The organism is Pueribacillus sp. YX66 (genome assembly GCF_041725775.1).
In the GTDB taxonomy this organism is placed as follows: domain Bacteria; phylum Bacillota; class Bacilli; order Bacillales; family UBA6769; genus Pueribacillus.
On sequence record NZ_JBEUEL010000001.1, the window covers coordinates 18,235 to 40,637 of the forward strand.

A 22,403-nucleotide genomic window follows, 5' to 3' on the forward strand; every position below is an offset into this window, starting at 1 on the left:
GCAAATAAAGCTTGAAAAAGAAGTTGACGAGTTTAAGTCAAACATCGTTGAACAAGTGTCAAAGCAACTCCTTCGAACGAAAAATATTTATCATTAAATAGGCGATAATCCCCATTGTTTCAACGTTTTTCCAATTAAGCTGTTGTCATATTTTTATCACTTTGTTATAAAACGACATGCTTAGCAGTCATTTTGTTACTTTTGTCACAGTTATGAAAATGTTGCCGATGAATTGAAACGTTTTGTAACGAGATCTTTACTTTGTACTCTCCTTTTCTATGCTAGGATTTTAGTAGAAACAAAAATAAATCTATTAAAAACATCAGGAGGGTAACAACATGAAGATAAAACATCTCGTAATTGCAACATTAGTAGGTGTCGGGCTGCTCGGCTCGCAAGTTGGAACTGCTGAAGCAGCAAATCAAGTGAAAGTCCAAACAAAAGTAAACTATCATTCCGTTACAGTTAAAGACTGGAATTCATTTAAAAATTGGTGTAACGTCCAATTCAAAGACTATCAACCTAACAAAAAGCAATCAAATAAGCAAGATTATGAAGTGAAGCAACCAGCTCCACAGCCTGATCAACCTAAGCAAGAACAACCAGCACCTGCACCAACACCTGCACCAACACCTGCACCAGCACCTGAAAAAGAACAACCGAAACAAGAAGAGCAGGTGAACAATGGTTTAACGGCTGAAGAGCAACAAATGTTAAACCTTGTCAATCAAGAGCGTCAAAAGCAAGGCTTACAACCGTTAAAAGCAAACTTGGAGTTGACAAAAGTCGCGCGAGTAAAGGCGAAAGATATGATTGACAACAATTATTTTTCACATCAATCTCCGACATACGGTTCACCATTTGATATGATGAAACAATTTGGAATTTCGTACCGTACGGCTGGAGAGAACCTAGCTGGAAATCAAACGGTTGAAAAAGCACACAACGCTTTAATGAATTCTGACGGTCACCGTGCAAATATTTTAAACGCAAATTATACTGAAGTTGGTATCGGGATTGTAGCTGGCGGACCATATGGAAAAATGTTTGTACAACTATTTAAAGGATAATTGATCGTAGCCTGTTCTTTTATGGGAGCAGGCTTTTTTTGATCATACATATAAACAATTTTAATTTTAAACCGATAAAGAATACAGAAGCAATTTCGAATGAAAAAGTCTTCAGAAATAAACTGTGGAAACATATGAGGAGGGTTTCGCAATGGAGTTAAAAGGACTTTCAAGTGTTCCGAATGTTATCCGCCCTATGAATCGCATTTCTGAAAGCATCTTAGAATTAAAAGACTTGTCACAACAAGGGTCAAAGCAACTAGCGAAAGAGTCTCAAGAACAATTTGGGAACAGAATAAAAGAGCGAGTCGAGGCAGTTAACGAGTTTTTAGTTCCATTAAATTCGTCAATTAAGTTTACGTTTCATGAAGAGCTACAGGAATACTACGTTGAATTGATTGATAAAGATACGCAAGAAGTCATCCGAGAAATACCGCCGAAGAAGTTTTTGGATATGTATGCTGCGATGGCTGAATTTATGGGACTGTTTGTGGATAAAAAAGGGTAAAGGAAGCGGTGAATGTGATGCAAGTGAATCAAATGCGCTTTGCTGGTCTTGCGAGCGGACTTGATACTGAGAATATTATAAAAGAATTAATGAATGCCGAACGGTATCCACTTAACAAGCTTTTCCAAAAGAAGCAAACACTTGAATGGCAACGCGACAGCTATCGCGATGTCAATAAATTGCTGAAAGATTTTGATACGCTTATTTTTGATGGCGTGTTTCGTCAGTCTACTTTTAATAAGAAAACTGTTTCTTCAAGCAATGAAAATGCAGTGAGTGCAAAAGCGATTAATGCAGGCGCGAACGTTTCAGCGCAAATTAAGGTTGATCAGCTTGCTACTTCAGAAGTTTGGGTTTCGGATGGTAGGCATAATTTTAGCTCAGGCGAGAGAACATTAACGTTTAATGTAATACAACCAGGCCAAACAGAATCAACAGAAGTGACGATAGAAATTGGTGAAAACGATACATTTCAGGATGTCCTGCGTAAATTTAACAGTTCTGGACTTGGAGTAACAATTTTTGAAGATGAATTTAACGGTAAACTCGTCATGACAATGGATGCAACTGGTGCCGGAGCGGAAATCCAACTTGCCGATTCAGATACCATTAATTTTATGAGTGAACAATTAAAATTTGGTCTTTCAACGGTAACACATAGTGATAACACAGAGATAACGATTTTGAGAAGCGAAAATTCTGGTAAGAATGCTAAGTTTGAAATTAATGGCTATTCTACAGAACGCACGTCTAATGTATTCACACTTAACGGTATGGAATACACATTAAAAAATGTGACAGACACTCCGGTTACGATTTCGACAGCTACGGATGTCGATAGCATTTTTGATACAGTCGTAAAGTTTGTCGATGAATATAATAGACTTATTGATGAACTCAACGGCAAGTTAATGGAGCCAAAGTATCGTGATTATCTGCCGCTGACAGATGAACAAAAAGAAGAAATGACTGAAAAGCAAATCGAGATGTGGGAAGAGAAAGCAAAAAGCGGATTGTTGCGAAGTGATTCGATCATTTCTGGCGGGTTAAATCAAATGCGAATGGATATGTATACAGGTGTCGAGCTAGAAGATGGAACGAAGCTGTTTTTATCTGATTTTGGTATTTCACCAATGAATGATTATATGCAGCGTGGTAAATTAGAAATTAATGCTGACAAATTAAGGGAAAAAATCGCTGAAGATCCGATGAAGTTGTACGAGCTATTTAACGGTAGTAGAGGAATGGAAAGTACAGAATCTGCAAATTTAGGGATTGCTGAACGGTTACGTAGTTCGATGAAGCAAGTGACGAATCAAATCGAGGAACGAGCCGGGAACAGTTTGCGGACGAACCATCAATTTGTGCTTGGGCGAAACATCATCGACGTCGACAAACAAATTGACCGTATGCAAGATCGACTGAAGAGAGTAGAGGAACGTTATTGGCGACAATTTACAGCGATGGAAAAAGTGATTCAACAAGCGAATCAACAATCGATGTTTTTATTTGAGCAATTTGGCGGCTTTTAGGTCGAGAAGGAGTGATGTTCATGTCAATGAGAAATCCATATGCGGCTTATGAGAATAATTCTGTTACAACCGCAGCACCTGGGGAATTGACGCTTATGCTATATAACGGATGTCTAAAATTTATAAAGCAAGCGAAGCGTGCAATGGAAGAAAATAATTTTGAAGATAAAAACATGAATATCCAAAAAGCGCAAAACATTATTTCAGAATTAATGGTTACGTTAAATACAGACATTCCAATTGCGAAACAAATGATGCAAATGTATGATTACATGAATCGCCGTTTAATCGAAGCAAACATTAAAAACAATGCAGAGGTTTTGGATGAAGTTGAATCGTATGTTGTTGAATTTCGTGATACGTGGAAAGAAGTCGTATTTATTAACCGTAAGGCACAACATAGCGGAAGTGAACGTGTCTAATGAGCATCGTCAAGCAACTTCATTATGTAACAGAACAGCTAAGTAATCATTTGAACAGTGGAATTCAAGACAGCCGTGATTCGTACATTGAAACAATCTCTGAATTGTTAGAGAGGCGGCAATCGCTTATCGCCAGTTTCCCAGGAACGTTTACAGAAGAAGAAAAGCAAATCGGCAAACAGATTGTGACGTTAAACGAACGTGTTGACAAAAAGTTAAAAGAACAGCTTATTTTTTTAAAAAAAGAACTTGACACGTTTCAGCGAAACAAACGCCGTCAAAAGCATTATTCAAATCCTTACAAAGACATAGCAGTCGATGGAATGTATTTTGATAAAAAAAAATAATCGATTTGTTTGACTTCACTTTTCGAACTGATTATAGTGAATGTATAAATGTTAACAAATTGTGAACATTTATAGTAAAGAATGTGTGAAGGGAATGTATGAAGAAACATGCAAGGAAAAGTAAAATGGTTTAATGCAGAAAAAGGTTTTGGTTTTATTGAGCGGGAAGATGGAGATGACGTATTTGTTCATTATTCCGCAATCCAAGCTGAAGGTTTTAAAACGCTTGATGAAGGTGACGATGTCCAATTTGAAATTGTCGAAGGTGCACGTGGTCCACAAGCTGAAAATGTTGTAAAGCTTTAATCGCATTCCCTTCAAGTGTGTGTTCAAAAAGAAGGATAGCGGAAGACAAAGTTGGCTCAATATGCAACATCGAGATCCACACTTCATATGTATGTGTCGAAAGTCGAACAAGTTCTGTGCTACGCAGCGTACCGTTTTGAATACGTTGGAAGTAGTGCAGAACAAGTTGCACGCTTCTGAGCTTTTTGAACAACCTATCAAGATATGGTTCAACATCGTTGGACGTGATCTTATGAAAGAAGGACTGTAATTGAAGCAAACCCTCTTGAAAAATGAACATTTTTTCAAGAGGGTTTCACTTTTTGTTCATAGTTTTTCACTTTTTATTTCAATCGGTGAATTATAATGAAAGTAGGCATCATTTCGACATTTTTTTCTCGTAGTTTAAGAAGGAATAAGGACGGGTAATAAAGAAGTATAGTAACTAGCAAGGGGATCCCCTCTTGTGTCCGCTGGATATAGGTCAAAAGGCGGAAAAATTGCGCGAGGAGGAGTCAGCGATGAAATTTACAATTCGCGGTGAAAATATTTCAGTGACAGATGCTTTACGAGAGTACATCGAGAAAAAAATCAGCAAGCTAGAACGGTATTTCGATTCTCCAACGAATTCAGAAGTACACGTAAATTTAAAAGTGTACAATGAAACCCAATCGATTGAAGTAACCATTCCAATGAAAAGTTTGCTACTTCGGGCTGAAGAACAACATGCTGACATGTATGCAGCTATTGACTTAGTTGTTGAAAAGCTCGAACGGCAAGTTCGAAAATACAAAACGAGAGTAAACCGCAAAGCACGTCAAAATGGCAGTGTGAAGCAGATGTTTTCAACAGCAATTGAAACAAAAACAGAGGAAGAAGATGATTTTCAAGTTGTTCGAACAAAACGGTTTAATTTGAAGCCGATGGATGTGACTGAAGCTATTTTACAAATGGATATGCTTGGACATAATTTCTTCGTCTTTTCAGATGCGGAAACGAGTAATACAAATGTCGTTTACCGCCGCAAAGATGGTAAATATGGACTTATTGAACCAGAATAAACGAAAAAATTTAAAAGCGCAGCGAATGTTCGCTGTGCTTTTTTCACGTTTTATGGAAACTCAAGAAAGGTCGCCTGTTGTATATCAAAAACAGTCTTGATAAAATGATAGAATAACATGTTATTGTAAAAGAATATATTGAGGGGCGTTTACTATGATTGGATTATTGAAAAAAGTATTTCCAAGCTCAAACGATCGACAAGTGAATCGATTACAAAAGCAAGCCGAACGCATCGATCAACTCGCGCCTGACATGGAGAAGCTCTCTGATGGAGAGTTACGAGCAAAAACAGAAGAGTTTAAAGCGAGACTCGAACAAGGTGAAACGATAGATGATCTTATAGAAGAAGCGTTTGCCGTAGTCCGAGAAGCGTCAACCCGTGTACTCGGCATGACTCCATATCTTGTTCAACTGATGGGTGGCATCGCGCTTCACGAAGGAAATATTGCAGAAATGAAGACAGGGGAAGGAAAAACACTTGTAGCAACAATGCCTGTCTATTTGAATGCATTAACAGAAAAAGGGGTTCACGTCGTTACTGTTAACGAATATTTAGCTCGTCGGGACGCTGAACAAATGGGACAGCTGTACGAATTTTTAGGCTTAACAGTAGGTCTTAATATAAGCGGATTAGATAAAGAAGATAAAAAAGAAGCCTATGCAGCTGACGTAACGTATGGTACGAACAATGAGTTTGGGTTCGATTACTTGCGTGACAATATGGTGCTCTATAAAGAAGACATGGTCCAACGTCCACTTCATTTTGCAATTGTTGATGAGGTTGACTCTATTTTAATTGATGAAGCTAGAACACCGCTTATTATTTCTGGTGCTGCGAATAAATCAACAGATCTTTACATTCGCGCGAACCAGTTCGTTAAAATGTTAACGAAAGATACAGATTTTACGTATGATGAAAAGACAAAAAACGTTCAACTGACGGAAGAAGGAATTAATAAGGCAGAAAACTTTTTCGGAATTGAAAATTTATTTGACATTAAACACGTGCAAATTAATCATCATATTAATCAAGCATTAAAAGCTCATGTCGTTATGCTTCGTGACACAGATTACGTCGTGGAAGATGGCGAAGTTGTAATCGTCGATGCTTTTACAGGCAGGTTGATGAAAGGTAGACGGTATAGTGACGGACTCCATCAAGCGATTGAAGCAAAAGAAGGATTGGAAATTCAAAAAGAAAGTATGACGCTTGCGACGATTACGTTTCAAAACTATTTCCGTCGTTATGAAAAGCTTGCAGGGATGACAGGAACAGCAAAAACCGAAGAAGAGGAATTCCGAAACATTTACAATATGAACGTGATCGCCATCCCTACGAACAAACCGATCCAACGTATTGATAACCCAGACTTAATTTATAAAACGGTGAATGGAAAGTATAAGGCGATGATCGAAGAGCTTATTGAACGCCATAAAAAAGGACAACCCGTTCTTGTCGGGACAGTTGCTGTTGAAACGTCTGAATTAATTTCAAAAATGCTGAAAAAGAAAGGCATTCGCCATAACGTCTTGAATGCAAAAAATCATGAACGAGAAGCAGAAATTATTGAAGAAGCGGGAAAAAAAGGTGCCGTTACGATTGCAACGAACATGGCAGGACGTGGAACCGACATAAAAATTGATGAAGAAGTTGCAAAGTTAGGTGGCTTGTTTATCTTAGGAACGGAACGTCATGAAAGCCGTCGAATTGACAACCAGCTTCGTGGACGTTCAGGACGTCAAGGAGACCCAGGAGAATCACGTTTTTATATTTCAATGGAAGACGAACTTATGCGTAGGTTCGGATCTGATAATTTGATGGGCATGATGGATCGACTCGGAATGGATGAAGATCAACCGATTGAAAGTCGCATGGTGACAAGAGCAGTTGAAGCAGCACAAAAGCGTGTTGAAGGTAATAACTTCGACGCTCGTAAACAGTTGCTCCAATATGATGATGTCATGCGTCAGCAGCGTGAAATTATATACAAACAACGTTTAGAGGTTCTCGAATCAGAAAACTTGCGTGATGTAACCGAAAATATGATAAAGTCCGTAATTGAGCGTACGGTCGCTACGCATACACCAGAAGAGGAAGTGCCAGAAGACTGGGATTTACAAGCGATTGCTGATTACATGAATGCAAACCTATTCCAACAAGGTGCAATTTCTGAAAAAGATTTATATGGGAAAGATCCTGAAGAAATGGTTGAAATTTTATTCGAAAAAGCCCGTGAAAAATACGATGAAAAAGAAGAACACTTTGAGCCTGAACGGATGCGGGAATTTGAAAAAGTTATCGTGCTTCGTGCAGTTGATAGCAAATGGATGGATCATATCGATGCCATGGATCAGCTACGTCAAGGGATCCATCTCCGAGCATACGGACAAAATGATCCGCTCCGTGAATATCAGTTTGAAGGTTTTGAAATGTTTGAAGCAATGGTTGCTGCGATTGAAGAAGATGTCGCTCGCTATATTATGAAAGCAGAAATTCAACAAAATATACAAAGAGAAGCGGTCGCAGTTGGGCAAGCAGTAAACCCGAAAGAGGAGACGAGCAAACCAAAGCGTCAGCCAATTAGAAGAGCGGAATCTGTAGGTAGGAATGCTCCGTGCCCATGCGGAAGTGGGAAAAAATATAAACATTGTCACGGTCGTTAAAGTCGTTAAAATCGTTACTCTAAAAGTAACGCAATTGGACATTATGCGATTGAATTGGGGAAGCTAATTGTGAAGCAATTCAAGTATTAACAATAAAATAGTGAAATAATGGATTATGTTGTGCAAAAAACGAAGGGCGCGTGTTGCTTGGCTCGAGCAACAGTAGCACGATTCGTGGATCGGATGACATGAAATGAACTCGATTTAGGTTTACGGTTTCCCCATCTTTATATTTCTCAAAAAAGTAAAAAGGATGTTGATTTATGGAATTAGCAGAAATTCGAAATGAACTCTCGGAAATGAAAGAAAAACTAACGAACTTTAGGGGGTCTCTTTGACCTCGATGCGAAGCTGTCGAAAATAAATGAGCTTGAAAAAGTGATGCAAGACTCAAGTTTTTGGGACGATCAACAGAAGGCGCAATCGGTCATCAATGAATCAAACGAATTGAAAGAAATGGTTGAACAGTTTCAAGCGATAGAAGAACAATATGAAAACTTAGAAGTGTCTTATGAATTAGTGAAAGAAGAAGACGATGAGGAACTTCGAGCGGAGCTTGAAAGCGAGCTTCAACCACTTATCGACGCGATGAACGATTATGAGATTTCGCTATTGCTTAGCGGTCCTTATGATAAAAACAACGCGATTTTAGAACTGCATCCAGGTGCAGGTGGAACAGAGTCACAAGATTGGGCATCATTATTATTGCGAATGTACACGAGGTGGGCGGAGCAAAAAGGCTTTAAAGTTGAGATGCTTGACTACTTACCTGGAGACGAGGCGGGAGTAAAGAGCGTCACCTTACTGATTAAAGGTCATAATGCATATGGCTATTTAAAAGCAGAAAAAGGAGTGCACCGTCTCGTGCGAATTTCGCCTTTCGACTCGTCGGGAAGACGGCATACATCATTCGTATCATGCAATGTTGTCCCAGAGTTTGATGATGATATTGAAATCGAAATTAAACTAGATGAACTAAAAATTGATACGTATCGTGCAAGCGGAGCAGGGGGTCAACACGTGAATACGACCGACTCAGCTGTTCGAATTACACATACCCCGACAAATACGGTCGTCAGTTGTCAATCAGAACGTTCGCAAATAAAAAACCGTGAAAAAGCAATGAAAATGTTAAAATCGAAGTTATATCAATTGCGAATTGAAGAACAAGAACGAGAAATGGCTGAAATTCGTGGAGATCAAAAAGAGATTGGCTGGGGAAGCCAAATTCGTTCGTATGTGTTTCATCCGTATAGTATGGTGAAAGATCACCGGACGAACGTTGAGATTGGGAATATCCAAAGTGTGATGGACGGCGAGATTGATGAGTTCATTAACAGTTATTTACGTTCGCAAATTGGCTAAACATTGTCTTAGAATATTCAAACGTAAATTGGTAACACTAAATTTTAGCATTTTGTTATAAATGTTTCATTTTTAATACAAATTTTCTCTTTACGTTTTGTTATAGTAAAACTTGGGAACATTAATTTTAGGATTAAAATTGAAAGGAGAAAAGACAGTGAAAAAAACTTGGCTTATGATGTTCAGTATGTTTGCTCTTGCTCTGTTGCTTGTAGCGTGCGGTGGCAATGATGACACTGACACTAACACTGGAACTGATGATGGGGGAACAACTGAACAAACCGATGAAGGAGCTACTGACAAGGATGAAGGTACTGATGGTGCCGACGGTGACACTGACGCAACAAGCTATGATGCAGATGCAGCTGAAAGCTCGTATCAACAATCATGTGCATCTTGTCACGGCGGTGACTTAGAAGGTATAAGTGGTCCTGAACTTACGAAAATCGGTGCAAGTCTTTCAGAAGATGAAATCCTTGATGCAATTTTAAATGGAAGAACTGGCATGCCACCAGGAATGCTTCAAGGTGACGAAGCTGAAAACGTAGCAGCTTGGTTAGCTGACAAGAAATAATTTAAAAAAACAGCGCTGAAAACTTAAGCGCTGTTTTTTTAAATCTTTCTTCGCATTTTCCTGCTTTTTTTTCTTCAAAGTCACAATAGAACTTTAATACCGGTTAATCTTGTAAATCCACACAAATTACATACTAAAGAACTAAAAAGGATGATATGGATAACTATTTTTTACTTTTTTATTAAAAGTGGTAGAAAATTGTTACTTTTGTAATGAAAATGTAATGTTATTTTGACTCAAAAAGTCGAATAACAATGCTATAATTGTTTTTAATTTCATTGTACATACATGAAGTGACTCGCAATATTTGGGAAGTGATACGTTTTGATTAAAATGAAAGATGTTTGGAAAACATATCCGAATGGTGTAATGGCCGTCAATGGGATTGATTTCAAACTCGATAAAGGTGATTTTGTTTATGTTGTTGGTCCAAGTGGGGCTGGCAAATCAACGTTTATTAAAATGATATATCGTGAAGAAAAACCTACGAAAGGAAAAATTGTCGTTAATAATATCGATTTAACTAGGTTAAAAGAACGGGATGTACCTAAGTTACGTCGAAAAATCGGGGTTGTCTTCCAAGATTTTAAATTGCTTCCAAAGCTAACAGTCTATGAAAATGTTGCATTTGCACTCGAAGTGATTGAAGAAGCGCCTGAAAACATTAAACGCAAAGTGATGGATGTTCTTGACTTAGTTAAATTGAAAAATAAAGCTCGCATGTATCCTGATGAATTATCAGGCGGTGAACAGCAACGAGTATCGATCGCTCGTTCAATTGTTAACGGTCCATCACTCGTCGTTGCAGATGAACCTACAGGAAATTTAGACCCTGAAACAGCGTGGGGAATTATGGATATTTTTGAAGATATTAACAGTCGAGGGACGACAGTCATTATGGCAACACATAACAAAGAAATCGTCAACACGATAAAAAGGCGGGTCGTAGCCATTGACGGTGGCCGTATCGTAAGGGATGAGCAACAAGGGGAGTACGGCTATGAAGACTAGGGTTATTGCCCGGCATATTCGCGAAGGAATAAAGAGTTTAATTCGTAATGGCTGGATGACATTTGCTTCAATTAGTGCAGTCACCGTTACGCTTTTACTTACAGGTGTTTTCTTAATCGTGTTGTTAAATATGAATTCAATTGCATCACAAATTGAAGACGATGTCGAAGTGAGGGTATACATAGATCGCTCTGCTGAAGAACAACAAGTGAATGATCTGAAAAATCAAATCGAAGAGTTATCTGAAGTAAAGTCCGTTTCGTTTGTTACAAAAGAACAAGGACTTGAAAATTTAATTGACAGTCTTGGAGATGAAGGCGAAGCATTTGAATCGTTAAAAGATGAAAATCCACTTCAAGATATGTATGTGATTAAAACGAACATACCGAAAGATACAGTTGTTGTGGCACAGAAAGTTGAATCATTCGAAGCTGTAGACGAAGTTCGCTATGGAAAAGGGACGGTTGAAAGGCTGTTCAAAGTTGTTGAAGTTTCTCGTAATGTCGGGATTGTCCTAATTATTGGCTTGATCTTTACAGCTTTATTTCTCATTGCGAACACAATTAAGCTAACAATTTTATCAAGACGACAAGAAATCGAGATTATGAAACTAGTCGGTGCAACGAATGCTTTTATTCGCTGGCCATTTTTCGTAGAAGGTTTGCTTCTCGGATTAATAGGCTCAATTATCCCGATTGTCGTCCTCATTATTGGATACAACTTTGTTTTTAATGAATTTAACGCCAAGTTGAAGACGATGTTTATCGACCTATTGCCAGTGTATCCATTCGTTATTCAACTCACATTTATTTTAGTATTTATCGGTGTGTTCATCGGAGTGTGGGGAAGCTTAACGTCTATTAGAAAATTTTTAAAAGTGTAAGTATGGGGGGGTTAGGCTTGAAACAAAAAGTGTTAACAGGTTTTTTAGCTACAATGTTAGCCATTTCTGGTGTGATCGTTGCCCCAAGTATTGAAACTGTGGAAGCTCAATCACTAAGTGAAATACGAACGAAAAAAGTAGAAAATGATGAAAAGAAAAAGCGAAAGCAATCAGAACTTTCAAAGGTTAAAAGTGAAAAAGCTGCAATTCAAAAGCAAGTTAACCAGTTTAATAAGCAAATTGAAAATACCACTAAAAAAATAGTGGAAAATCAAGATAAAATTATAAAGAATCAAAATGAAATTGAAGAACTTGAAGTTGAAATCGAAGAAACTGAAATTCGTATCGCCGAACGTGACGAATTATTAAAAGAACGCGTTCGGTCAATGCATGTGAATGGCGGTGCTATCAATTATTTGGAAGTTTTACTAGGTTCACAGGGTTTCGGTGATTTTCTTGACCGTGTCCTTGCTTTAAATGTCATTGCTGAGCAAGATCGGATCATTATCGAAGAACAAAAAGCAGACAAAATTTTACTTGAAGAAAATAAAGCTGAAGTTGAAAAGCTCGTCGCACAAATTAAAGCGGAACAAGAACAATTAGATGATCTAAAAAAAGAACTGACATCACAGCTTGACCAAAAAGAAAACATGCTCAGTGAAATTAAAGAAGAAGAAGAGCATCTTCATGCGGAGTACGAGGAACTAGAAGATATAGCAGGGTTGTTAAAGGAACAAGAAAAAGCTTTTGCCAGTCAAGTGGCAACGTCTGGTGGAAAAAAGGAATCTAAAAGTACTGGAGGCGGAAAGGTCAATAAGCCTTCACCAAGAAGTGTAAAATCGAATAAGCCTTCACCAAGAAGTGTAAAATCGAATAAGCCGATTAGTAGCAGTGGGAAACTTATTATGCCGACACATGGCATTTATCAAAGAGGGTTTGGAAATGGACATTTTGGAATTGATATTTCAAATATAAATAAACCGCCAATTCGTGCTGCGGCCTCAGGCACTGTAGTAAGAGTTAAAACTGGATGTGCTCCTCGTGTGAAATCATGTGGTGGAGGCTTTGGAAACCATATTATAATTGCTCACACATTGTCCAACGGTGAAAAAATTGCTACATTATACGCTCATCTTGATCCAGGTAGCATTAAAGTTAAAACAGGTCAATCTGTTGCTCAAGGTGCCGTAATCGGAAAGATGGGTAATACAGGTAGAGTAAGTGGACGAACAGGGATTCATTTACATTTTGAAGTACATAAAGGCGGATATAGTGGACGTGGTTCGGCTGTAAATCCAAAATCGTACTTTTAGATTTACCAATATGCGATTGCATATACCAAAACTTTTACAAGTGTAATTTGGGGGTATTTAATTTTGATGAAACGAAAAATAGTGATAGGATTTTTAACAGGGGCACTTGCTATTTCTAGTATTATCGTCGCGCCAAGTGTTGAAACAGCAAATGCTCAATCTATCAATGATGTGCGTGAAAAGAAAAAACAAACTCAAAAAGAACTTTCAAATGTACGGGAGCAAAAGAAAAAGGCAAAAAACGAAGTCTCACAAATTGATTCCCAAATGACCGAAACAACAAATAAAATTGTAAAAAAAGAAGATGAAGTTGTTAAAAATCGTAAAGAGATTGAACGACTTGAAGAGGAAATAAAGGAAGCCGAAATACGTATTGCCGAACGTGATGCAGTGTTAAAAGAACGTGTTCGATCGATGCATGTGAACGGTGGCGCTGTCAATTATTTAGAAGTATTACTAGGATCACAGAGTTTCGGAGATTTTCTCGATCGTGTCCTTGCTTTAAATGTCATTGCGGAACAAGATCGTACGATTATTGAAGAGCAAAAAGCTGATAAAATGGCTCTTGAAGAAAATAAAGCAGAAGTTGAAAAACTCGTTAAACAAATTGAAGAAGAACTAGCAAACTTAGAAAAGTTAAAAGATGACTTAATTACTCAGATGGCGGAAAAAGAAAAACTGCTAGAAGAAATTGCGGAAGAAGAAGAAGTGCTTGATGCGGAGTTTAAAGGTTATGTAGCTGAAGAAAAAGCATTAGAACAACAATTACGAGCAGCTCAAGCGAGGGCAGACGCTGCAGCTAAAGCGAATTCTAGTGGCTCCTCTTCAAGTGGATCCACTGGAGTTTCATATAGGAAATCATCTGGCATGTTTCTCTGGCCTGCAGCAGGTCGCTTTTCTTCTGGATACGGCTGGCGCATACATCCTATATATAAAACAAGAAAACTTCATAAAGGTATTGATATAGCAAATGCAGCCGGTACACCAATTCGTGCTGCAGCTGCTGGTAAAGTAACCGCAGCTGGCTGGCATTCAGGTGGATATGGAAATTATATAAAAATTGATCATGGGAATGGTTACGTAACTTTATATGCTCATTTAAGTTCAATTTCTGTTCGTAAAGGTCAGTCAGTTTCAGCGGGACAACATATTGGAGGTATGGGGACTACAGGTTCATCAACTGGAAATCACCTCCACTTTGAAGTTCATAAAGGAGGAAGTACGGTAGACCCACTCAATCACTTGTAAAAATTAACGTAAGACAAAACATAATGTAAACAAGCCTTGCATATAGTAGAATAGAAGAAAAGCATCGCATCTGATGGTGTGATGCTTTTTTATGTCGAGTTTTTTTAATTTTGTATTGGGGTGAAAAAAGTGAAACTAAGATGGCAGATCGTGACCGTCCTCGTCACTGTCTCTTTACTTGTCGGGGCAGGCGGAACTTATTTAGGGATGGAGTTTTTTGAAAATCGCTCATATTCGACGGGTAGTGATTCGAAAGGGAATTCAACGTCACTTCAAGCACGTGATTTAGAAAAAATCAAAAAATCTTACGAATATATTAGAGAAAACTACGTAGAAGATGTGAACGATCGTGATGTCATTGAAGGTGCCATTAAAGGAATGATCGGTACACTCGAAGATCCGTATTCTGTTTATATGGATCAAGAGACAGTAAAAGAATTCACAGAATCCCTTGATTCTTCTTTTGAAGGAATTGGCGCGGAAGTGAGCATGCAAAACGGAAAAGTAACGATCGTCGCTCCGTTCAAAGACTCTCCAGCTGAGAAAGCTGGTTTGAAGCCGAACGATAAAGTGATTACGATCGATGGTGAGCCAACCGAAGGCCTTGACTTATATGAAGCCGTATTGAAAATTCGTGGTGAAAAAGGAACGTACGTGACATTAGGAATTGAAAGAGCGGGTCAATCAAACACGATTGATATTAAAGTAAAACGTGATGAAATTCCGATTGAAACAGTATATGCCGAACAACAGGAAGTGAACGGAAAAACGGTCGGAATTATTGAAATCACATCATTTTCTGAAGAAACAGCTGCTGATTTTGAAAAAGAATTAAAAAAGCTGGAAGCTACGAAGATTGACGGACTCGTCATTGACGTACGCGGAAATCCAGGAGGTTATTTGCAAAGTGTTGAAGACATTGCTCAACTCATTATTCCGAACACGAAACCGTACATTTTGATTGAAGATCGTGAAGGAAATAAGAAACAGTCCGTTTCACAACTTAAAGAGAAAAAACCTTACCCGATCGTTGGATTAATCGATGAGGGGAGTGCTTCAGCTTCCGAAATTTTAGCTGCTGCATTGAAAGAAAATGCGGGATACGACTTAGTAGGTACGAATTCGTTCGGAAAAGGAACTGTACAACAAACAGTGAATTTAGGAGACGGAAGTCAGTTAAAATTGACGATGTTTAAATGGTTAACACCAGATGGAAATTGGATTCATGAAAAAGGTGTTGAGCCAACAGTTCCTGTACGTCAGCCAGATTACTACTATACGAGCCCGTTGACCGTGACAGAGGAACCATTTGCTTATGATATGAACAATGAACAAATTAAAAGTGCTCAACTGATGCTTGATGGATTAGGATTTGCTCCAGGTCGAACAGATGGATACTTTAGCAAGCAAACGGAAAAAGCAGTCCTCGCATTTCAGGAAACATTTGATTTGCCAACTACCGGTAAAATTGATGAAGAAACAGCAAGTAAACTACAAGAACAAGTTCTTGAGCAAATTCGCACACACGAAAATGACACACAATTACAAACTGCGATTGAGTTGATTGCTGAATGAAATCTATTTTTGAAGTTCATGCAGGAGTTTTAAATATGTCGTCGAAGTAGTTATATTAGCGATATGATATGATGATAGAAACGCCCCTAGTTAACATTTGGGGCGAGTTTTTTCTTTTCATGAACAATACTTCGCTTCCTAATTTTTTATATGTTTGACACGATGTAACTTGAACCGTACGAATAGTGCATGGAAAGAACGATGACAGCAAAACATCGTTACTGCTTCGGTAGGTTTTGACTAACAGAATTACGGTGTTGGAGGTTAAGGCATGGTACTCGCTTTTTTGACAGAACTCGGCTATGGTTTTTTAAGATTATTTATGAATCCTGTTTTTTATATGGCATTTATCTTATCGTTTGTACTTGCTTTTCGCCGGATCCATAAAGAACGGCTTCATTTTCATACACGCGTGTATGATGTCGTCACTAATTTGTATCAAATGCTCATCCCCGGGCTCATTGCTGGATTTATATTGTATGGACTGTTTATTGGGCTCGGCCTTATGCTTTCTGAAGGGATTATTGTTCTACTTATGGCGGTGACGATGTTATTCGGCTTAACGTTACGCCCGCGTTTTCTCTCTCCAGCATTTGTCATTTTTTTTACAACTGTAATTATTGTTTTTATGCCGAAGTGGGAAGTAAATCACGCTGTGCTGAATCGCTGGATGGAAGGCATTCAAGTTGCATTTCTTCCGTATTTGTTTTTGCTCATGACTATTTTCCTTATCGCCGAAGCCATGCTCATTATGTTTCAAGCAAAACGAAGCTCATCGCCGAGAAGAGTGATAGGCAAGCGCGGAAAACCGATTGGTGGTTTTGCGACCGAGAGTCTTTGGCTCGTACCGACGTTTTTATTAATTCCTGGCTCTGGACTAGAGAGATTAGAGTGGTGGCCATTTTTCGGAATGGGTGAATCTTTTGCATTTATATTTGTTCCGTTTCTTATCGGTTACGAGCAGTTCCAAACGTATGATTTACCTGTTAGAGCACTGAGGCGAGATGGAAAACGTCTAGCAGTCATTGCTTTTGTTGCTCTTCCACTAGCGGTTTTTGCACTTCTTTATGACTGGCTTGTCATAGCTTTTCTCGGAATGGCTTTATTAAGTTTTTGTCGGGTGGCGTTATATGTTCACGAACGTAAGCAAAATGCACGTCGACCAGCATTGTATACGCTACGTAATCAAGGCGTGCAAATTTTAGCAATCGTTCCTAAAAGCCCAGCTGCAGACATGAATGTAAAGGTAGGTGAAGTAATACGTCGCGTGAATGGGATTGAAGTGAATAATGCGATTCAATTTTATGAAGCGTTGCAAACAAGCCCGACATTTTTTAAACTCGATGTCTTGGATGAACACGGGGAACTTCGTTTTGAACAGCGGGCCCTGTACGAAAATGAGCATCATGCACTTGGCTTATTGTTTGTGGATAAGCCGCGTGCCAAATATAGTGAAGCAGAAGAAGCCTGAGAAATCTCAATCTCAGGTTTTCCTTATTTTAGATACCGAATATCAGTTCGTTATAGTGTTATTACACTATGTATTCGTGTTATAATTAGATTAAATTAAACGGAAATAGAGAGGGTTCGTTGTGAGTAATCAATTTGAGCTTGTGTCTAACTATAAACCTGCTGGTGACCAGCCTGAAGCCATTGAAAAGCTTGTCAAAGGGATAAAAGAGGGTAAACGATATCAAACTTTACTCGGAGCGACGGGAACGGGTAAAACGTTTACGATGTCTAACGTAATTCAACAAGTGAATAAGCCGACACTCGTTATCGCACATAACAAAACACTCGCTGGACAATTGTATAGCGAGTTTAAAGAGTTTTTTCCGAACAATGCGGTTGAATATTTCGTGAGCTATTACGATTATTATCAGCCTGAAGCGTATGTACCGCAATCAGATACGTATATTGAAAAAGATGCAAGCATTAACGATGAAATTGATAAACTTCGACATTCCGCGACGAGTGCATTATTTGAACGGGAAGATGTCATCATCGTTGCGAGTGTCTCGTGTATTTATGGTTTAGGTTCACCCGAAGAATATCGAGAGCTTGTTTTGTCTTTACGGATCGGTATGGAAAAAGATCGTAATGAGTTACTACGTGAACTCGTTGATATTCAGTATGAGCGGAATGACGTTAATTTTACACGGGGGACGTTTCGTGTTCGTGGTGATATTGTTGAGATTTTTCCAGCTTCACGTGACGAACATTGTATTCGGATTGAATTTTTTGGAGATGAGATCGATCGGATGACCGAGGTTGATGCGTTAACAGGAGAAATTCTTGGTGAACGTGAGCACGTTGCTATTTTTCCAGCGTCTCACTTCGTCACGCGGGAAGAAAAAATGAAGTTAGCGATTAAACGAATTGAAGAAGAACTAGAGGAAAGGCTGAAAGAGCTAAAAGCAGAAAACAAATTGTTAGAGGCACAACGTCTCGAACAACGTACCCGTTATGATCTTGAAATGATGAGTGAAATGGGGTTTTGTTCAGGGATTGAAAACTATTCCCGACATTTGACGTTTCGCGAAGCGGGGGCAACTCCGTACACGCTACTCGATTATTTTTCGAAAGATTGGCTCGTCATGGTTGATGAGTCTCACGTGACATTACCACAGATTCGCGGTATGTATAATGGAGACCGAGCCCGTAAGCAAGTGCTTGTCGATCATGGATTTCGACTTCCATCCGCATTGGATAACCGCCCACTTCAGTTTGAAGAATTTGAGAAAAAGGTAAATCAAGCTGTTTTCGTTTCAGCGACACCTGGGCCGTTCGAGCGTGAACATACTCCAGAAATGGTCGAACAAATTATTCGCCCGACTGGCTTATTAGATCCGACGATCGATGTCCGTAAAACAAAAGGACAAATCGATGACTTGCTCGATGAAATTCAGGAGCGCGTAAAAAAAGACGAGCGTGTGCTTATTACGACGTTAACGAAAAAAATGGCGGAAGATTTAACCGACTATTTAACTGAAATGGATATTAAAGTTCGGTATTTGCACTCTGAAATTAAAACGTTAGAGCGGATTGAAATTATTCGTGATTTAAGGCTCGGTGTGTTTGATGTTCTCGTCGGGATTAACTTGCTTAGAGAAGGTCTTGATATACCTGAAGTTTCACTCGTTGCAATTCTCGATGCGGATAAAGAAGGTTTTCTCCGTTCCGAACAATCGCTTATTCAAACTATTGGACGAGCGGCACGGAACGCGAATGGGCACGTTATTTTGTATGCGGATACGATAACAAGGTCGATGGACGTAGCGATTTCAGAAACGAAGCGTCGTCGGACGATTCAAGAAGCATTTAACGAAAAGCATGGCATTACACCGCAAACGATTCAAAAAGAAATACGTGACGTCATCCGGGCGACTAAAGTTGCTGAAGAATTGGAAACGTACACGACAGAAAAATCATTAACAAAAATGTCAAAAAAGGAACGAGAGACGCTCATTCAATCGTTAGAGAAAGAAATGAAGCAAGCGGCTCGAGATTTGCAGTTTGAACGTGCGGCAGAGCTTCGCGATTTAATGTTAGAATTACAAGCAGAACGATCGACTTAATCAAACGTTTGTTTAAAAGAAGCTTTAACGGAAAAATTTGCGTCGTTTTAGTGGAGAACGTTGTAATTGAATAGGAAGGATGGAGTAGATGGCAGTAGACAAGATCGTTGTTAAAGGTGCCCGCGTCCACAATTTAAAAAATATTGATGTCGAAATTCCTCGCGATCAGCTCGTCGTTGTAACAGGATTATCAGGATCCGGAAAGTCTTCGCTTGCGTTTGATACGATTTACGCGGAAGGTCAACGGCGTTACGTAGAATCATTATCCGCGTATGCACGACAGTTTCTCGGTCAGATGGATAAACCAGACGTCGATTCGATTGAAGGATTATCACCTGCGATTTCGATCGATCAGAAGACGACGAGTCGGAATCCGCGTTCAACCGTTGGAACTGTAACAGAAATTTATGATTATTTGCGTTTGCTATATGCACGTATCGGTCGCCCGATTTGTCCAAAACACGGTGTTGAAATTACTTCACAAACAGTTGAACAGATGGTTGATCGGGTGATGGTATTTCCGGAAAGAACGCGGCTACAAATTTTAGCGCCTGTCGTTTCTGGCCGAAAAGGTGAGCACGTGAAAGTTTTTGAAGAGATTAAAAAGCAAGGCTTCGTACGTATTCGTGTAAATGGAGAAATGCATGAAATCTCTAATGAAATTTCACTTGATAAAAATAAAAAGCATTCGATTGAAGTTGTTGTCGACCGCATCGTCGTGAAAGAGGGAATTGAAACGCGTCTAGCTGATTCACTTGAGACGGCATTAGAGTTGACAGACGGTCGTGTCATTGTCGATGTGATTGGCGAGGAGGAATTGCTTTTTAATCAACACCATGCATGTCCGCATTGTGGTTTTACAATTGGAGATTTAGAGCCACGACTGTTTAGTTTTAACAGTCCTTTTGGTGCTTGTTCAACGTGTGATGGGCTCGGACAGCAGCTTGAAGTTGATGTTGATCTCATCATACCGAACCCCGATTTAACATTAAATGAACATGCGATTGCGGCATGGAAACCGACGAGCTCGCAATTTTATCCGCAACTTCTGAAAGCAGTCTGCGATCATTATGACATCGATATGGATGTGCCAGTAAAAGATATACCGAAAGAGCAACTTGACAAAATTTTATACGGAAGTAACGGGGAGCTCATTTATTTTCGCTATGAGAGTGAGTTCGGTCAAGTTCGTGAGAACAATATCGTTTTCGAAGGTGTCGTTCGAAACATTGAAAGACGTTATAAAGATACGACGTCTGATTTTATTCGTGATCAAATGGAAGGGTATATGACCGAAAAGCCATGTCCATCTTGCAAAGGGTACCGACTAAAAAAAGAAGCACTTGCTGTTAAAATTAACAAGCGACATATCGGAGAAGTGACAGACTTATCAATTAATGAGGCGTTTGAGTTTTTTAGTCATTTAACGCTTTCTGAGAAAGAAAAAGCGATTGGACAGCTTATCTTTCGCGAAATTTTAGACCGACTCGGCTTTTTACAAAACGTTGGACTTGAATACTTAACGTTAAGTCGTTCGGCAGGGACATTGTCAGGTGGAGAGGCACAGCGCATTCGGCTTGCAACTCAAGTTGGTTCACGATTAATGGGTGTCCTTTACGTATTAGATGAACCGTCCATCGGGCTTCATCAACGTGATAACGATCGATTAATTTCTGCACTTGAAGAGATGCGAAATCTCGGAAATACACTCATTGTCGTTGAACATGACGAAGATACGATGATGGCTGCTGATTACATTATCGATATTGGCCCAGGCGCTGGTGCCCATGGGGGTCAAATTATAGCAGCAGGGACACCCGCAGAAATTATTGAGCATGACGAATCACTTACAGGACAATATTTATCAGGAAAAAAATTCATTCCGATTCCTGTTGAACGTCGTAAAGAAACGAAACGATTTCTTGAAATTAAAGGTGCTGCTGAAAACAATTTGAAAAAAATTGATGTCAAAATCCCGCTCGGTGTCTTTACATGCATTACCGGTGTATCAGGTTCAGGAAAAAGCACGCTCATTAATGAAATTTTATATAAAAAATTGGCGCAATCCTTAAACCGAGCAAAAGTAAAACCAGGCAAGCATAAGCATATAAAAGGTTTGGAAGAGCTTGAGAAAGTTATTGACATTGATCAATCCCCAATCGGACGAACTCCGCGTTCCAATCCTGCAACATATACGGGCGTATTTGATGACATACGTGATGTGTTTTCGGAGACGAATGAAGCGAAAGTGAGAGGCTATAAAAAAGGTCGTTTTAGTTTTAACGTGAAGGGGGGACGCTGTGAAGCGTGTCGCGGGGATGGCATCATAAAAATTGAGATGCACTTTCTTCCGGACGTTTACGTTCCGTGTGAAGTGTGTCACGGAAAACGATACAACCGTGAAACGTTAGAAGTGGTGTATAAAGGGAAAAACATTGCTGATGTCTTAAGTATGACGGTAGAAGAAGCATTGGAGTTTTTTACGAATATCCCGAAAATTAAACGAAAGCTACAGACGCTATTTGATGTCGGTCTAAGCTATATTACACTTGGTCAGCCTGCAACGACATTATCGGGTGGAGAAGCGCAACGAGTCAAACTGGCTAGCCAACTTCATCGTCGTTCGAATGGAAAGACAGTATACATTTTAGATGAACCGACGACAGGCTTGCACGCTGACGATATTGCACGTTTGCTAAAAGTGATACAGCGGCTCGTCGATAATGGCGATACCGTGCTTATTATTGAGCACAACCTCGATGTCATTAAAACGGCTGATTATATTATTGATCTAGGTCCTGAAGGTGGCGACAAAGGCGGAACGATCGTTGCGACCGGAACGCCAGAAGAAGTCGCTGAAGTGAAAAAATCTTATACGGGTCAATATCTCGCACCTATTTTAAAACGTGATCGCAAGCGGACGGAAGCGAGATTGAACGTAACGAAATCATAAAAGGGGTGGGAAT

At 39.3% G+C, this 22,403-nt stretch carries 18 protein-coding genes; all 18 read left to right on the top strand.

Annotated elements, in window-relative coordinates; all coding sequences use genetic code 11:
• The first annotated feature begins 338 nt into the window (after positions 1–338).
• The gene (locus ABU914_RS00105) at positions 339–1,070 is read left to right on the top strand and encodes a CAP domain-containing protein (RefSeq protein ID WP_379667720.1); all 732 of its coding nucleotides are present in this window, start codon (positions 339–341) and stop codon (positions 1,068–1,070) included.
• A gap of 151 nt (positions 1,071–1,221) precedes the next feature.
• Complete coding sequence (gene flaG, locus ABU914_RS00110; protein WP_379667721.1) at positions 1,222–1,578, top strand: flagellar protein FlaG; 357 nt, start codon at positions 1,222–1,224, stop codon at positions 1,576–1,578.
• A gap of 17 nt (positions 1,579–1,595) precedes the next feature.
• Entirely contained in the window at positions 1,596–3,110 is a 1,515-nt protein-coding gene (locus ABU914_RS00115) for a flagellar hook-associated protein 2 (protein WP_379667885.1), read from the top strand.
• A gap of 20 nt (positions 3,111–3,130) precedes the next feature.
• Positions 3,131–3,532, top strand: coding sequence for a flagellar export chaperone FliS (gene fliS, locus ABU914_RS00120; RefSeq protein ID WP_379667722.1), 402 nt, complete (start codon positions 3,131–3,133; stop codon positions 3,530–3,532).
• Positions 3,532–3,879 carry a flagellar protein FliT gene (fliT, locus tag ABU914_RS00125; RefSeq protein ID WP_379667723.1) on the top strand — a complete coding sequence of 116 codons (348 nt, stop codon included), beginning with the start codon at positions 3,532–3,534 and terminating at the stop codon, positions 3,877–3,879. Before fliS ends, fliT begins: the two co-directional genes overlap by 1 nt.
• Before the next feature lie 108 nt (positions 3,880–3,987).
• Positions 3,988–4,185 carry a cold shock domain-containing protein gene (locus tag ABU914_RS00130; protein WP_379667724.1) on the top strand — a complete coding sequence of 66 codons (198 nt, stop codon included), beginning with the start codon at positions 3,988–3,990 and terminating at the stop codon, positions 4,183–4,185.
• A 500-nt stretch (positions 4,186–4,685) separates the two neighbouring features.
• On the top strand, positions 4,686–5,225 hold the full coding sequence (hpf, locus tag ABU914_RS00135) for a ribosome hibernation-promoting factor, HPF/YfiA family (RefSeq protein WP_379667725.1): 540 nt from the start codon (positions 4,686–4,688) through the stop codon (positions 5,223–5,225).
• 154 nt (positions 5,226–5,379) lie between these two features.
• On the top strand, positions 5,380–7,890 hold the full coding sequence (secA, locus tag ABU914_RS00140; protein WP_379667726.1) for a preprotein translocase subunit SecA: 2,511 nt from the start codon (positions 5,380–5,382) through the stop codon (positions 7,888–7,890).
• A 263-nt stretch (positions 7,891–8,153) separates the two neighbouring features.
• A protein-coding gene (prfB, locus tag ABU914_RS00145; protein ID WP_379667727.1) for a peptide chain release factor 2 occupies positions 8,154–9,255 on the top strand; the annotation gives its coding sequence in 2 pieces (ribosomal slippage) (positions 8,154–8,225 and positions 8,227–9,255; 1,101 coding nt in all).
• Between the two features lie 157 nt (positions 9,256–9,412).
• Positions 9,413–9,829, top strand: a complete 417-nt coding sequence (locus ABU914_RS00150) for a c-type cytochrome (RefSeq protein WP_379667728.1) — start codon at positions 9,413–9,415, stop codon at positions 9,827–9,829.
• Between the two features lie 324 nt (positions 9,830–10,153).
• The gene (gene ftsE / locus ABU914_RS00155; protein WP_379667729.1) at positions 10,154–10,840 is read left to right on the top strand and encodes a cell division ATP-binding protein FtsE; all 687 of its coding nucleotides are present in this window, start codon (positions 10,154–10,156) and stop codon (positions 10,838–10,840) included.
• On the top strand, positions 10,830–11,723 hold the full coding sequence (ftsX, locus tag ABU914_RS00160; protein WP_379667730.1) for a permease-like cell division protein FtsX: 894 nt from the start codon (positions 10,830–10,832) through the stop codon (positions 11,721–11,723). Before ftsE ends, ftsX begins: the two co-directional genes overlap by 11 nt.
• 17 nt (positions 11,724–11,740) lie before the next feature.
• Complete coding sequence (locus ABU914_RS00165; RefSeq protein WP_379667731.1) at positions 11,741–13,036, top strand: murein hydrolase activator EnvC family protein; 1,296 nt, start codon at positions 11,741–11,743, stop codon at positions 13,034–13,036.
• Between the two features lie 66 nt (positions 13,037–13,102).
• A complete protein-coding gene (locus ABU914_RS00170) occupies positions 13,103–14,284 on the top strand; it encodes a murein hydrolase activator EnvC family protein (protein WP_379667732.1) in 1,182 nt (393 codons plus the stop codon).
• 129 nt (positions 14,285–14,413) lie between these two features.
• Positions 14,414–15,859 (top strand): S41 family peptidase, encoded by a 1,446-nt coding sequence (locus ABU914_RS00175; RefSeq protein ID WP_379667733.1) that lies wholly within the window; start codon positions 14,414–14,416, stop codon positions 15,857–15,859.
• 271 nt (positions 15,860–16,130) lie between these two features.
• Positions 16,131–17,330 carry a hypothetical protein gene (locus tag ABU914_RS00180; RefSeq protein ID WP_379667734.1) on the top strand — a complete coding sequence of 400 codons (1,200 nt, stop codon included), beginning with the start codon at positions 16,131–16,133 and terminating at the stop codon, positions 17,328–17,330.
• A gap of 121 nt (positions 17,331–17,451) precedes the next feature.
• Positions 17,452–19,437 (top strand): excinuclease ABC subunit UvrB, encoded by a 1,986-nt coding sequence (uvrB, locus tag ABU914_RS00185; protein ID WP_379667735.1) that lies wholly within the window; start codon positions 17,452–17,454, stop codon positions 19,435–19,437.
• Between the two features lie 88 nt (positions 19,438–19,525).
• The gene (uvrA, locus tag ABU914_RS00190; protein ID WP_379667736.1) at positions 19,526–22,390 is read left to right on the top strand and encodes an excinuclease ABC subunit UvrA; all 2,865 of its coding nucleotides are present in this window, start codon (positions 19,526–19,528) and stop codon (positions 22,388–22,390) included.
• The last annotated feature ends 13 nt before the right edge of the window (positions 22,391–22,403 follow it).

Coding starts and splice junctions, on each gene's coding strand:
- ABU914_RS00115 (WP_379667885.1), top strand. CDS start 1,596: ATGCAAGTGAATCAAATGCGCTTTGCTGGTCTTGCGAGCGGACTTGAT.
- uvrA (WP_379667736.1), top strand. CDS start 19,526: ATGGCAGTAGACAAGATCGTTGTTAAAGGTGCCCGCGTCCACAATTTA.
- secA (WP_379667726.1), top strand. CDS start 5,380: ATGATTGGATTATTGAAAAAAGTATTTCCAAGCTCAAACGATCGACAA.
- fliS (WP_379667722.1), top strand. CDS start 3,131: ATGTCAATGAGAAATCCATATGCGGCTTATGAGAATAATTCTGTTACA.
- ABU914_RS00130 (WP_379667724.1), top strand. CDS start 3,988: ATGCAAGGAAAAGTAAAATGGTTTAATGCAGAAAAAGGTTTTGGTTTT.
- ftsX (WP_379667730.1), top strand. CDS start 10,830: ATGAAGACTAGGGTTATTGCCCGGCATATTCGCGAAGGAATAAAGAGT.
- hpf (WP_379667725.1), top strand. CDS start 4,686: ATGAAATTTACAATTCGCGGTGAAAATATTTCAGTGACAGATGCTTTA.
- ABU914_RS00105 (WP_379667720.1), top strand. CDS start 339: ATGAAGATAAAACATCTCGTAATTGCAACATTAGTAGGTGTCGGGCTG.
- ABU914_RS00180 (WP_379667734.1), top strand. CDS start 16,131: ATGGTACTCGCTTTTTTGACAGAACTCGGCTATGGTTTTTTAAGATTA.
- flaG (WP_379667721.1), top strand. CDS start 1,222: ATGGAGTTAAAAGGACTTTCAAGTGTTCCGAATGTTATCCGCCCTATG.
- ABU914_RS00170 (WP_379667732.1), top strand. CDS start 13,103: ATGAAACGAAAAATAGTGATAGGATTTTTAACAGGGGCACTTGCTATT.
- fliT (WP_379667723.1), top strand. CDS start 3,532: ATGAGCATCGTCAAGCAACTTCATTATGTAACAGAACAGCTAAGTAAT.